The following is a 12,788-nucleotide window of genomic DNA, read 5'->3' as shown; positions in this document are numbered from 1 at the left end:
AGGTTATTGAATTTACTTTTTTGCTTGTTATAATCATTGCAACACATATAGGAGGTTATCATGAAACTTATTTTGAGAAATAAAGTATTTGCTTTTATTAGTCTGTCACGCATATTCAATATCTTGGGCTCTTCCATTTATAATATTGTTTTTGTAGTCTTTGCATCCAGTTTACCAAATCCTAAATTTGCTGTTGGAATTGCTAATTTTATCGTTCTCGTTCCAGTATTTTTCACTATCTTTGTGGGAATGAAAGCTGATCAAACAGCCCATAAAGCTCGTTGGCTCATTCACATGGGCTATCTCCAAGCCATGTTATTTGTCTTTGTAGCATGTCTAACTCGCTCAACTTCTTATCTAGCTTTTTCTGTCGTTTGTTTGCTAAATATCGTATCAGATATGATGAGTGATTATCGTAGTGGCCTGCAAATGCCTATTTTGAAAAAGAATCTAGCAGAGGAAGAGATGATGTCGGCTTTCTCCTTTATACAACTAATTGCTTATCTCTGTAATCTAGCCGGACAAGCATTAGGTGTTTGGCTTCTTGCTGTCAGCAACCAACAATTTGCGTTGGTCGCCTTCATCAATGCCTTAGCTTTCCTACTTTCTTCCACTACTCTTTATTTTGTTCGTCATAAACTCACTCATGACCCAGTCAAAGAAAATGAAAATCCTCTTCCTCTCAAACAACAATTCCTAGAAATGTATCAAAGTTCTAAATTAATTTTTGAGCAAAACGGAGACAGCCATTTTTTGACCTTACTCTTTCAGATACTAATGCTCAATGCACTCGGCGGCTCTATTATGGCCATTTACAATCTTTATTTATTGGATCACCCTTTATTTGGACTCCCTTTCAGTCAATCTCTTCTCATTTTTGAAACAACGATTATTTTAGGAGTTATCTCTGCCAGCCTGACTCCCAATGATTATTTTAGTAAACTTTCCGTCAATAAAATTGCTTTTTGGGCTACTTTAACCATTGCTCTAATTGGCTTCATAAATCTTCTCCAGCTACCTGTTTTCCTTACTATTTTTGCTGTTTTCTTTATCATGTATCTTTCCGGAAAAGTCAATCCAAAAATCAACAGCATGCTCCTCAGCAAACTTCCATCAGATATCTTAGCACAGACTTCTAACTTTCTGAGTTTACTGTTTAGTTTTTCTGTCCCATTTGGAACAATGATCTTTACCAGCCTCGCTATTTGGAATATGAGAATCGCTTGGATTGTGTTTACAATCTGTGGCATGCTATCTCTCTTACTCTCATTCCAAAAACAACATAGATAAGGCTATCGTAACTAAAATTTATATGGTGAAATACAAAAAAAGATTGGGACAGACAGTCATGATTGCTGCACAACCATATAGTCTATCTCAACCTTTTTACATTTTTCTTAAGCGCTCTACTCGCTCTGAAATCGGCGGATGAGTATAAAATAACTTTTGAAGTCCACCTTCTTTTTTCGGATCATTGATATAGAGAGCTGCACTAGCGTCATCTACTTTATGGTGCATCGGCTCGCTATTTTCCAATTTCAAGAGAGCATTAATCATCCCTTGTGGATTGCGGGTTAATTCTACACTTGAAGCATCTGCCAAAAATTCACGCTGACGAGAAATCGCCAACTGAACTAAAGTAGCTGCTAAAGGAGCCAAGATAATCGCAATAAGCGACAGAATCAGCATCAAAATTCCTAAACCGTTGTCATTATCTCGACTATCACGCCTGCGACCACCGCCACCAAACCACATCATACGCCCAGCTAAGCTAGATAGCATGGTCACTGCACTAGCAAGTGCTACCGCAATTGTCGAAATCCGAATATCATAATTACGGATATGGCTCACTTCATGCCCGATGACCGCTTCTAACTCTTCACGGTTCATTAGATTTAACAGCCCTGTCGTTGCGGCAACTGCTGCATTTTCAGGCTTTGAGCCCGTCGCAAAGGCATTAGGCGATGAATCCTCTACAATATATACCCGTGGCATCGGAACTTGCGCTACCATCGCCATATCTTCTACCACATGGTACAAATCAGGAGCTTCAGCCTCAGTGACTTGTCGAGCACCGTTCATAGACATGACAACCTCAGTAGACTGAAAAATCATGCTAAAAGCATAAATGCCGCCAATGATAAAGGCAATTATCACACCACCGAGAGTTGAATCTAACCATAAATACCCTACCGCAGCACCAATAATCGCTAACAGAGCAAAAAAAGCAATTAAGAGAACCCACGTTCGTCTTTTATTACTAGCAATTTGATCAAAGAGCATATTAGTCACCTAGACCGCTAAAATCAACTTTTGGTACGGATTTTTCTTCTTCTGGGACAGCTAAGAAATCTGCCGGCTTAAAGCCGAACATTCCAGCAATAATATTACTTGGAAATGTTTCCAGCTTCACATTGTAATTGCTTGTTACACTATTATAAAGTTGACGAGAATACGAAATTTTATTTTCAGTATTAGTCAATTCTTCTTGCAATTTTACAAAGTTCGCGCTTGCTTTTAACTCTGGGTAATTTTCTGCAACTGCAAAAATACCAGAAATCTGACGCGTCAAGGCATCACTTGCTTTCATAGCTTCTGCTGGCGTTGTAGCAGCTGCCACTTGACGACGAAGCTCTGTTACCTTTTCAAGCGTTGATGCCTCATATTTAGCATACCCTTTGACCGTTTCAATCAAATTTGGCAGCAAATCATTTCGACGTTTTAACTGAACATCAATTTGACTCCACGCTTCTTTGGTTTGCATCCGACTTTTCACTAGACCGTTGTAACTAGCAATCACAAACAATATCAGTACCACAACAATGGCTAAAATAATCATCCACATAATCATTCTCCTTTAAATTTATTATAGACATTATACCAGAAAAATGAAAAGAATAAAAATTTAGACTTCTTCAAAAGAGAAATTTTGAAGATTCTCTTCTGATTATCTGGTATAATAGAAGCAAGAAGATACAAGTAAGGATAAATGATGACACCCAAAGAATTTTATCAACTTTTAAAACAGCAACAGATTGAACTCACGGACCAACAACAGATGCAGTTTGAACGCTATTTTGAACTGCTCGTTGAATGGAATAAAAAAATCAATCTGACAGCTATTACTGAGAAAAAGGAAGTCTATCTCAAGCATTTCTATGACTCCATTGCACCGATTTTACAGGGATTGATTGACAATAAAGACATTAAACTGCTGGACATTGGAGCTGGAGCAGGTTTTCCGAGTCTTCCGATCAAAATCCTCTATCCAGCGCTAGATGTGACGATTATTGATTCTCTAAACAAGCGTATTCTGTTTTTAAATCACTTGGCTGACGAATTAGGTCTGGAAAAAGTTCATTTTTATCATGGTCGGGCAGAAGATTTTGCTCAAGATAAAGACTTTCGCGCCCAGTTTGATATTGTCACTGCACGCGCTGTTGCTCGTATGCAGGTCTTAGCCGAGCTGACCATTCCCTTTCTTAAAGTTGGTGGTCGCCTTTTAGCACTCAAAGCCAGCAATGCTCCTGAGGAATTAACGGAGGCTAATAATGCTCTTTCTCTTCTTTTCAGCAAAGTCGAAGAAAACATTCACTACCAACTTCCCAATGGCGACCCGCGGTATATCACGGTTGTTGGCAAAAAAAAAGAAACTCCCAATAAATACCCGCGCAAAGCAGGGATTCCTAATAAACGACCGTTATAAAAAGAAAAGCCAACCATTTTTAATTGGTTGGTTTCGTTTTTATCTGCCAACTTTTCGGCTGCGATGTTGGTAATGCTTGTAAAGTGCGGCATAGCGTCCGTGGTATTCTGTCAGCCAAGGCTTATCTCGACCGCAAAAGTGAAGAAAAACGGTGTTCTCAATCACCCAATCCAAGTCCCACTCTCCTTTACTCCGAGCATAATACAGCACATTGTAGCGTGCATCATAATTATACAATTCATCTGGAATTTGAATTGTCAAATGCCCATATAAAGCATTCAGCACATCTTGATCCGGTAAAAAGAGTTTAAAACTATTTTGAGCAATGTATTCTAAAATCTTTTCTCGTTTCACTTCTTTTCGAATGGCGGTCAAATTCATAAGCAAAACGCCTGAATTATAATAACTTTCTGCCTCAAAATTTTGTAAGCGCAGCTTATTGACTAAATCTGTCATATTGTCATCTGATCCATGACTAGCCGCAGCATACAAAGAAGCTCCCAACTCCATTTCATAAAGAGGACAAATGTCGTTCAAACATAAAATATCTGCATCCAAATAAAGAATCCGATCCAAATCTTGAGGAAGGTATTCATGTGCCAGCAAGCGATAGTAGATTGTTTCTGGATACCGATCAGTACTTGGAGCATCTTCAAAAGCTTTTTCACCAATCACGACTGGTTCATAGATGATCCCTAGTACCTCACAAAATTCCTCAATCTCCGCATTCTTTTCTAACAATTGTTTTTGCAAGACAAATACATGCAGCAAAGTTGAAGGTGTATTCAAATAAACTGAATACAAAGTCGTTTTAAATTGCTCTACATAGCGATCATCAATTGAAAACAAAAGGTTTATTTCTGTCATACTCTCCTCATTCTATCTCATCTATTCTTCTCGAAAAACAGGCTGCGCTCCAAACGTTTGTGAAACAGGCATGATTTCAATCCGGTTGATATTGACATGAAGAGGCTGTCCAACAATCCAAGCAACAGTATTAGCAATATCAACTGGCTGAATAGCATGAGCTCCTTCATACAATTTTTCAGCTCGTTGATCGTCCCCTTTAAATCGGACATTTGAAAATTCTGTTCCCTCACAAAGACCGGGTTCAATGTTTGTAACACGAATATGATGTCCTGCCAAATCAGCACGTAAATTCAAAGAAAATTGCTTCACAAATGCTTTACTAGCTCCATAGACGTTGGCACCTGGATAAGGAACCGTTCCAGCAGTCGAACCTAGATTGATAATCAATCCGCTATCTCGCTCTACCATTTGCGGTAGGATCTGACGTGTTAGATAAACCAAACCAATAATATTGGTCTGAATCATCGTCAGCCAATCTTGCATATCTGCTTCATAAGCCTTGTCTAAGCCCAATGCCAGACCTGCATTGTTGACCAAAATATCAATCGTTCGCCAAGCATCTGGCAAATGTTCTAAAGCCTGATCCACACTTTTTCTATCCGATACATCCATTTGAAGCGGATAAAAATTTTCAAGACCTAATTCCTGCTGAAGTTGCGTCAACTTTTCTAGTCTTCTCGCTACCCCAATCACTCGGTGACCTTCTGCCACCAAGCGACGACAAATAGCTTGACCAAAACCAGCTGAAGCTCCTGTTACCAATGCAATCATTTTCTTCCTCCTATGTACATTTCAATTCTCATTTATAACCAAGGATTGTAAAAGCGACCGTGATTGACAAAAAAGAGTAGGAAGCTCAGCAGTAAAAATAAAATAGCCAGCAAAATCACTTCAATATCCAACCTCTGAAAAGCCTGATAAGTGTACCAAGTCCGCTTTTTATTTTTACCAAAACGCCGCAATTCCATGGCTGTTGCAATCGTATCAATCCGCTCCAGTGAGCTAAAAATCAATGGAATAATGATTTGCAGGTTCCCTTTGATGCGCTGGCTTATTTTTGCTTTTTTGGACAATTCCAGTCCACGCGCTTCTTGCGACATTCTAATTAGGTAAAATTCCTCCTGCAAGTCAGGAATATAGCGCAGCGTCAAACTGACAGAATAGGCAATTTTATAAGGAATTCCGATTTGATTCATACTGGACGCAAACTGACTAGGGTGAGTGGTCATTAGAAAAATAACTGCCAAAGGAATGGTACAGAGATATTTCAAGAACAGATTAAACAGATAAAAGATTTCCTGCGCAGTTACGGTATAACTGCCCACTCCGCTGAACCAGACCGTCTGTTGGTCATAAATCTCCACTCCGTACTGAGGAGCAAACAGATAAACCATGATAAGATTCAAAGCGGCAAAAATACCTGCAAAAGCCAAAACAAACGATACATCTTTAAAATGAATGTTCGACACTCTAAAAAGAAAGAGTGAGCCAATCGCAATGACCAACAGCAAGCGAGTATCGTAACTAATCATCGCTGCAGTTGATACCAAAATGAAAAACAGTAACTTACTCGCTCCGGATAGGCGATGCAAAAAGGTCGTTCCCGCATGGTAACCAATAAGTTTTTGCTGATTAAGCATGGCTTTCCTCCCTTTCTTGCATATAAAATTCTGTTAAAGCTAGTGGATCAACGTTTAATTTCTTAGCCAAGGAAAAGATAGACGTTTCCTTAAGGTTCGCTGCATGAATCAAAGTCTTATCTGTCAAAACTTCAGCCGGTGATTTGTCCGCCAGAATCTTACCATCCAACATCACAACCGCTCGGTCAGAATAATCCAACATCAGCTGCATATCATGTGTAATCATGATAATCGTATGCCCTTTTTGGTTCAACTCATCTAAGAAATTCATGATTTCTGTGTAATTGCGCTGATCTTGGCCAGCCGTTGGCTCATCTAAAAGGATAATCTCTGGATTTAACACTAAAATCGAAGCAATGGTCACCCGCTTCTTTTGCCCAAAAGACAAGGCAGAAATGGGCCACTGCCGAAATTCATATAAACCGCAGGTTTTTAGCGCGGCCAGTACACGCTCTTTTATCTCATCTTCTGCAATCCCACGCAACTTCAAGCCCAAGGCAACCTCATCAAAAATCATAGTCGTGGAAATCATCTGATTTGGATTTTGCAAAACGTAACCAATCCGTTCTGCCCGCTCCTTAATGGAATCGTCTTTGATGTCTCTTCCCTGCCAAGTATAGCTTCCATCTGTTACGATAAACTGGCAGAGCGCTTTGGCTAACGTGGATTTTCCAGCACCGTTTTTCCCGACAATAGCAATTTTTTCGCCTTTAAAAATTGTAAAATCAATATCTTGTAAAACCTTTTTCTCACCGTAAGCAAAGTGGACATTTTTCAACTCCAGCAAATCATCCTGGGCCTGTGGTTTTTGAATAGAGAATTTTTCACCCGAAAACTGAACAGTAGAGACATCTATCTGAGATAAATTTGCCAACTGTGCAGAATTTTCCAGCTGAAAACCAAGCTGACGCAGCGTTGTAAGATAAAGAGGTTCACGAATACCATTGGCAGCTAGTAAATCCGTATGCAACAAATCATCTGGACTACCATTAAACAAAATTTGGCCATCATTGATGAGGACAATCCGATCAATAGACCGATACAGCACATCTTCCAGACGGTGCTCGATAACAATCGTTGTCGTTCCTGCTTCCGCATGAATCTGATCAATCAGCTCAATCGTATCCTGTCCCGACTTCGGATCTAAGTTTGCCAAAGGTTCATCAAAGAGCAAAATCGGACTTTCGTCAATCAGCACCCCGGCCAAACTGACCCGCTGCTTCTGCCCACCAGATAAGTCTTGGGGGCGCTGGTGCAACAGCGACAACAAATCCAATTTCTCCGCCCACAAATGCACCTTTTCTCTCATCGTCGGCAAATCCACCATGTCATTTTCCAAAGCAAAAGCCAGATCTTCCGCGACACTCAGTCCGATAAACTGTCCGTCCGTATCTTGCAAGACGGTACTGACAAGATTGGACAAGTCATAAATGCTGCTACCAAACGCAGACTTGCCTTGAATCCACAGATTCCCACTCATTTCTCCATGATAAATAGTTGGAATAATGCCATTTAAGCATTGTCCAAGAGTGGACTTTCCCGAACCAGAAGGGCCGACTATCAAGACCTTTTCTCCCTCATAAATCGTCAAATTAACATTTTTCAAGGTTGGTTCTGTCTGTGCTTGATACTGAAAACTAAAGTTTTCAAATTGAATAATTGGTTTTTTCATAGCATGTTCTCTATAAAGCAAGGGCGAGCTGAATCGCCAAGTTAGCCACTTTGTCTTTTTCGTCTAGGTCTGCATGATTGGCTAAATTGCGCATATCCCAAGCTTCTTCTGATAAGTGGTCCGCTGCATAAAAGAAATGACAAACGGAAATCTCACGAAAAGCTGCCAAAGCTGCAACTGCTGAACATTCCATATCTACACAAATCGCTCCCGCATCTTTTCGCGTCCGAAGTTTCGCAGCTGTTTCCCGATAAATGCCGTCTGTCGTCCAAACTTTTCCAACTGTATGAGAAATTCCTTTATCAGCTAAAAATGACCGTAAGAAATCCCGCAAGCCAACATTTACTTCTACCTCATCAGAAGCCGGCAAATAATGATAACTGGTCCCTTCATCACGAATCGCAGTATGGGGCACGATAATAGATGTTTCCCTAATATCCTCATCCAAAACCCCACAAGTCCCAAAGAGAACCAGCTTCTTCATTCCAAAGGCAATCAAATCTTCCAAAATCGCCACACAGGCAGATGCCCCGACTGGTGCATTAAACAGAGCTATTTCTCTTTCTTCCACAAAAACCTTGTAAATAGGAATCTCAATATTTGCCATAGAAGTAGAAGCTAGCAACTCATGCTGAAAATCAGCCAGCATACGCTTAAAGGTATCACGGGCAAAGCAAGATACTACTGTTTCTGGAAAATCCGGCAACGCCTCAACCAAATCTTCTGGATTGATAATCGCCTGACGATTTTCATCAAATTCCTCTAAAATCATCCACTTCTCCTCTTGTACTTACTCATTCTATTGTAGCATAAAAGAAAATAAGATGAAAATCAATTTTGAAGTCCGCTAATACTGCCGTAAAATTAAACCTTGAACGTGAAAAAGAATCTGATCAAACAAAAAGAGTTCAGCTTCCTGCCGACCCTACACGGTTAATGAGAAAGTGTGACAATGGTTAAAATGCTCGACCCGGTTCAACGGAGCAAACTAAAACTCGTTGAAGCTGGTGACCCGGTCGACGGGACAAACCGAAACCCGTTGATACTATCGACCCAGTCGACGAAGCAAACTAAAACTAGTTTGCTCTGTCTGAGCCTTGGATGATATGGACCAAAACTAGTTTACTCTGTCTGACCCTCGGATGATATGAACCAAAATCAGTTTGCTCCGTCCGACCCTCGGATGACATAAACCAATACCAGTTTACTCCGTCTGACCCTCTGACAGCTTACCCAGACAATATTTTTCTCATTAAGTGCTTTCTTAAGCCTAAAAAGCAAATGAAAAGCTCAATCACAGCGCGTTTTACCATTATAAAGCAAGAAACTGGGACAAAAGTACTCAGTTTCTTTGTTTATATAGTCAGAATTATAAGACGCAGTGGTGAGAGTAGGAAGAATCATTTTCAAACCTTCACTCCGTCTCATTCTCGCTTCCTGTCACTAATCTTTTTTCAAACTTCCTGATTTGATTTGCGTGCGGGCATAAGCTAGCAAAAGCACTGTTCCCGCAATGGCAACGGTCAAACCATTAGAAATCGTTGCAACAACACCTTGGACAAACACCTTGTTTGCAGGCTCATTGTAAATCAAAATATCACCTAGCGGCGCGATGACAATCCATACCACAGCATTGGCCAACAATTGAATCACATTAAACGATACAATATCTTTTACTTCAAAAATACCTTGTGTAACACGGATTCTTTTTCGAAACAGTCCAACAATCAAGCCAAACAAACCACTGGCAATGACCCATGACCACCAAGGATTTCCATATTGCAAAGAATCTTTTAAGGCATGCCCGATGAAGCCCGTTAAAAATCCAACCACCGGACCAAAAATCACGCTAAACAAGGCCTGCAAAGCATACTGCAATTGAATGCTCGTATTGGGCACAGGAGTTGGAACACTAATCATTCCAATAACGACGAAGAGAGCTGCACCAATCCCCGTTGCGACAACACTTCTTATTGAATTATTTTTCATAATAATCTCCTTTATTATTTATTTTTCAATCCGCTTGATTTCAATACTCCATTGCGCTCCGACTCCTACATTATAGGCCTTCGCAAAAGACCCCTGATTGATAGCAAGACCAACACGATAAAGAGAATTGATATACAAAATAGGCTGACCAATCCGTACATCCGCAAAAGATTTCCCATAAGTCACCTGGTTCTGATAGACCAGCATATCGTTATTATAAATCGTGACCTCAAACCGATTACCAAATTCAGGACTAAGAGTATAAAATTCCTCACGTGTAATAGACGTCCATAGCGAACCAAAACGAACATCTAAAATATCAATAGCCCCACTAACAAAATCATTCCCAATTGTCGTTTCCACAACAGGAATTTCTACAATTTCATCTATACTTAATTCTGGGCCCACTTCTTCAAATGTAATGTGTCCGCTTGCTAACTTCGCACCAGTATAAGCATAAACATCCCGACCATGAAACGTATAAGAATTTTCCGTATTCTTTCGTCGATTTTCCACTTCCGAAATCTCACGAATCGCTGCAATTCCCACATGTTTCTTGATAAACGAAAGCGTTCCGTTATTTGGCGTGACAATATACTGATTTTGTACAGTTTTGGCAACCACGCTTTTACGCTTAGAACCGACACCTGGATCCACAACGGATACAAACGTTGTCCCTTCCGGCCAATAATTCACCGTTTGAAACAAACGATAGCTTCCCTCAAAAATATTATAAGGCGTAATATCATGGGTCAAATGATGTATTTTTAACGTTGGGGATTCCTCTAAAGCCACACCGACCATTGCCGATACAGCCCCATCTACCAAACCAAAATCTGATTGCAATACAAGTAAATTATTCTGCATCTTCTCTCCTTTATTACACTTATATCATAACATAAATTAAGTTTCTTATCCATATCTATTCTTTATCACGTTGATAAATACTCTCTATAGCTATTTTGCCATTCCAATTCAAAATTGGAACAAATGTTTAATATCAGAAGATAATATTCTTATCAAAACGTAATAATTGCTAATTTAAGATTCATAAAATTTCATTGACTCCAGCCATTGATAACAAATAACTTAGTAGCATTTGAATACAAAAAAACAAAATGCCTCTCCTTTTTTTCGATGTTCGCTGATAATCTTTCCACTACAATTGATATTGAGCAGAAAAAAAGAGAGAATGAACCTATTCTCTCCAGATGTTAAAAACTAACACCTATTTCATCTAATATCAAATAAAATAGGCTCTATAATTTCTGTAGTGGGTAAAACTACCGCAGAGGTTATGGAGCTATTTTTGTGTATACAAAAAGTCCCCTATGACCTATAATGAAAAGCGACGAAACTACTCATTAGAAAGACTCATATGGAACAACTCGATTTTATCACAAAACTCCTTGGAATTAAAGACCAAAATATCAAAATAGACAATCTTTTTGATGCCGGCACTCACAAAGAAATCCTGGCCCACCTTGACTATGATGCCCCTCCATGCCCTGCCTGCAAGGGACAGATGGCCAAATACGACTTCCAGAAACCTTCTAAAATCCCTTATCTGGAGACAGCAGGATACAAAACTCTTATCCGACTCAAAAAGCGGCGCTTTCGCTGTAAGAACTGTGGAAAAATGGCTGTCGCCGAAACCTCCCTCGTCCAGAAAAATCACCAGATTGCCGTCGCAGTCAAACAGAAAATCGCTCAATTATTAGTTGAGAAGCAAGCCATGACTGATATTGCCCACAGGCTCTCAATTTCGACCTCAACCGTCATTCGCAAGCTCAAGGAATTCAAATTTGAAACGAACTGGCAGAGACTGCTAGAGATCATGAGCTGGGATGAGTATAGCTTCAAGAAAGGGAAGATGAGCTTTATCGCTCAGGATTTTAATACCAATGAGGTCCTAGCCATCCTGGACGGCAGAACCCAAGCGGTCATTCGAAATCATTTTCTACGCTATCCTAGACAGGTTCGTATGAGGGTTAAAGTGATGACCACGGACATGTTCAGTCCTTACTATCAGCTGACCAAGCAGCTTTTTCCGCATGCCCAAATCGTTCTGGATCGTTTCCACATTATCCAGCACCTCAGCCGAGCTATGAACCGTGTCCGCATCCAAATCATGCACCAATTCGACCGAAAATCTCAGGAATACCGAGCCCTCAAACGCTATTGGAAACTCATCCAACAGGACAGCCGCAAGCTCAGCCATAAGCGTTTTTACAGACCAGCTTTTCGGGCGCATTTAACCAATCAAGAGATTCTCCATCAGCTACTCAGCTATTCGGACCAACTTCGACAGCACTATGAGCTTTACCAGCTTCTGCTCTTTCACTTTCAGGAAAAGCAAGCTGATTATTTCTTTGACCTGATGGAGGAGGTTATTTCGGATGTTCACCCGATTTTTCAAACCGTCTTTCGGACTTTCCTGAAGGACAGACACAAGATTACCAACGCCTTGGAACTACCCTACTCCAACGCCAAGCTGGAAGCGACTAACAATCTCATCAAGGTCATCAAGCGAAACGCTTTTGAGAGAACGAATCTCGTCCTCTCGCGATGGTAGCTGACATCGACCCACTACAGTTGACAAAGAGCCATAAAATATCGGGAAGACAGGATTCGAACCTGCGACACCTTGGTCCCAAACCAAGTACTCTACCAAGCTGAGCTACTTCCCGTATGGATAGAAAAAATGAAGTCTAAGAGACTTCTTTTCTATGCACCCTAGAGGAGTCGAACCTCTAACCGCCTGATTCGTAGTCAGGTACTCTATCCAGTTGAGCTAAGGGTGCTCTTTCCTATGCCGAGGACCGGAATCGAACCGGTACGATTGTTTCCAATCGCAGGATTTTAAGTCCTGTGCGTCTGCCAGTTCCGCCACCCCGGCTTCCTCAAGCGA

At 40.5% G+C, this 12,788-nt stretch carries 11 protein-coding genes, 4 tRNA genes and 1 pseudogene (1 of these 16 cut by a window edge); 3 read left to right on the top strand and 13 right to left on the bottom strand.

Annotation, left to right across the window (positions count from 1 at the left end; genetic code table 11):
- Positions 1-60: 60 nt before the first annotated feature.
- A complete protein-coding gene (locus ABKA15_RS02400; protein WP_049513933.1) occupies positions 61-1,290 on the top strand; it encodes a hypothetical protein in 1,230 nt (409 codons plus the stop codon).
- A gap of 96 nt (positions 1,291-1,386) precedes the next feature.
- Here ABKA15_RS02400 and htpX read toward each other — a convergent pair whose 3' ends face one another.
- On the bottom strand, positions 1,387-2,283 hold the full coding sequence (gene htpX, locus ABKA15_RS02395) for a zinc metalloprotease HtpX (RefSeq protein ID WP_049513931.1): 897 nt from the start codon (positions 2,281-2,283) through the stop codon (positions 1,387-1,389).
- Between the two features lies 1 nt (position 2,284).
- Positions 2,285-2,845: a LemA family protein gene (locus ABKA15_RS02390; RefSeq protein ID WP_080984166.1), complete on the bottom strand. Its 561-nt coding sequence runs from the start codon at positions 2,843-2,845 to the stop codon at positions 2,285-2,287.
- A 147-nt stretch (positions 2,846-2,992) separates the two neighbouring features.
- Between ABKA15_RS02390 and rsmG the strand changes: the two genes are divergently transcribed.
- Positions 2,993-3,706 carry a 16S rRNA (guanine(527)-N(7))-methyltransferase RsmG gene (rsmG, locus tag ABKA15_RS02385; protein WP_049513930.1) on the top strand — a complete coding sequence of 238 codons (714 nt, stop codon included), beginning with the start codon at positions 2,993-2,995 and terminating at the stop codon, positions 3,704-3,706.
- 39 nt (positions 3,707-3,745) lie between these two features.
- Here rsmG and ABKA15_RS02380 read toward each other — a convergent pair whose 3' ends face one another.
- The 7 genes from ABKA15_RS02380 to ABKA15_RS02350 all read right to left on the bottom strand — a co-directional run bounded on the left by ABKA15_RS02380 (position 3,746) and on the right by ABKA15_RS02350 (position 10,744).
- Positions 3,746-4,573, bottom strand: a complete 828-nt coding sequence (locus ABKA15_RS02380) for a glycosyltransferase family 8 protein (RefSeq protein WP_049513928.1) — start codon at positions 4,571-4,573, stop codon at positions 3,746-3,748.
- Positions 4,574-4,594: 21 nt separating this feature from the next.
- Positions 4,595-5,347 carry an SDR family oxidoreductase gene (locus ABKA15_RS02375; RefSeq protein WP_049513926.1) on the bottom strand — a complete coding sequence of 251 codons (753 nt, stop codon included), beginning with the start codon at positions 5,345-5,347 and terminating at the stop codon, positions 4,595-4,597.
- Between the two features lie 32 nt (positions 5,348-5,379).
- Complete coding sequence (locus ABKA15_RS02370) at positions 5,380-6,216, bottom strand: energy-coupling factor transporter transmembrane component T (RefSeq protein ID WP_049513925.1); 837 nt, start codon at positions 6,214-6,216, stop codon at positions 5,380-5,382.
- Positions 6,209-7,888, bottom strand: a complete 1,680-nt coding sequence (locus ABKA15_RS02365) for an ABC transporter ATP-binding protein (protein ID WP_049513923.1) — start codon at positions 7,886-7,888, stop codon at positions 6,209-6,211. The genes ABKA15_RS02370 and ABKA15_RS02365 overlap by 8 nt, the downstream gene beginning before the upstream one ends.
- Before the next feature lie 10 nt (positions 7,889-7,898).
- A complete protein-coding gene (locus ABKA15_RS02360; RefSeq protein WP_049513922.1) occupies positions 7,899-8,660 on the bottom strand; it encodes a nucleoside phosphorylase in 762 nt (253 codons plus the stop codon).
- A gap of 671 nt (positions 8,661-9,331) precedes the next feature.
- Positions 9,332-9,877, bottom strand: coding sequence for an ECF-type riboflavin transporter substrate-binding protein (locus ABKA15_RS02355; RefSeq protein WP_049513920.1), 546 nt, complete (start codon positions 9,875-9,877; stop codon positions 9,332-9,334).
- Positions 9,878-9,895: 18 nt separating this feature from the next.
- Entirely contained in the window at positions 9,896-10,744 is an 849-nt protein-coding gene (locus ABKA15_RS02350) for an S-adenosyl-l-methionine hydroxide adenosyltransferase family protein (RefSeq protein ID WP_037619080.1), read from the bottom strand.
- Positions 10,745-11,255: 511 nt separating this feature from the next.
- On the opposite strand from ABKA15_RS02350, the pseudogene ABKA15_RS02345 reads away from it, so the two are divergent.
- Positions 11,256-12,419 (top strand): annotated as a pseudogene (locus ABKA15_RS02345) (ISL3 family transposase); the annotation flags it as partial.
- 74 nt (positions 12,420-12,493) lie between these two features.
- Here ABKA15_RS02345 and ABKA15_RS02340 read toward each other — a convergent pair.
- The 4 genes from ABKA15_RS02340 to ABKA15_RS02325 all read right to left on the bottom strand — a co-directional run.
- Positions 12,494-12,567: transfer RNA gene (locus ABKA15_RS02340), tRNA-Pro, on the bottom strand.
- A gap of 40 nt (positions 12,568-12,607) precedes the next feature.
- Positions 12,608-12,681 (bottom strand) — tRNA-Arg (locus ABKA15_RS02335).
- A 9-nt stretch (positions 12,682-12,690) separates the two neighbouring features.
- A tRNA-Leu gene (locus tag ABKA15_RS02330) sits at positions 12,691-12,776 on the bottom strand.
- Between the two features lie 7 nt (positions 12,777-12,783).
- A tRNA-Gly gene (locus ABKA15_RS02325) sits at positions 12,784-12,788 on the bottom strand (it continues 67 nt past the right edge of the window).

This window comes from Streptococcus sp. KHUD_010 (assembly GCF_040207525.1).
GTDB lineage: Bacteria > Bacillota > Bacilli > Lactobacillales > Streptococcaceae > Streptococcus > Streptococcus hominis.
The sequence above is the reverse complement of the archived record's forward strand: the minus strand, read 5'-3'. Positions and strand labels throughout refer to the sequence as shown.

Coding starts and splice junctions, on each gene's coding strand:
- ABKA15_RS02400 (WP_049513933.1), top strand. CDS start 61: ATGAAACTTATTTTGAGAAATAAAGTATTTGCTTTTATTAGTCTGTCA.
- htpX (WP_049513931.1), bottom strand. CDS start 2,283: ATGCTCTTTGATCAAATTGCTAGTAATAAAAGACGAACGTGGGTTCTC.
- ABKA15_RS02390 (WP_080984166.1), bottom strand. CDS start 2,845: ATGTGGATGATTATTTTAGCCATTGTTGTGGTACTGATATTGTTTGTG.
- rsmG (WP_049513930.1), top strand. CDS start 2,993: ATGACACCCAAAGAATTTTATCAACTTTTAAAACAGCAACAGATTGAA.
- ABKA15_RS02380 (WP_049513928.1), bottom strand. CDS start 4,573: ATGACAGAAATAAACCTTTTGTTTTCAATTGATGATCGCTATGTAGAG.
- ABKA15_RS02375 (WP_049513926.1), bottom strand. CDS start 5,347: ATGATTGCATTGGTAACAGGAGCTTCAGCTGGTTTTGGTCAAGCTATT.
- ABKA15_RS02370 (WP_049513925.1), bottom strand. CDS start 6,216: ATGCTTAATCAGCAAAAACTTATTGGTTACCATGCGGGAACGACCTTT.
- ABKA15_RS02365 (WP_049513923.1), bottom strand. CDS start 7,888: ATGAAAAAACCAATTATTCAATTTGAAAACTTTAGTTTTCAGTATCAA.
- ABKA15_RS02360 (WP_049513922.1), bottom strand. CDS start 8,660: ATGATTTTAGAGGAATTTGATGAAAATCGTCAGGCGATTATCAATCCA.
- ABKA15_RS02355 (WP_049513920.1), bottom strand. CDS start 9,877: ATGAAAAATAATTCAATAAGAAGTGTTGTCGCAACGGGGATTGGTGCA.
- ABKA15_RS02350 (WP_037619080.1), bottom strand. CDS start 10,744: ATGCAGAATAATTTACTTGTATTGCAATCAGATTTTGGTTTGGTAGAT.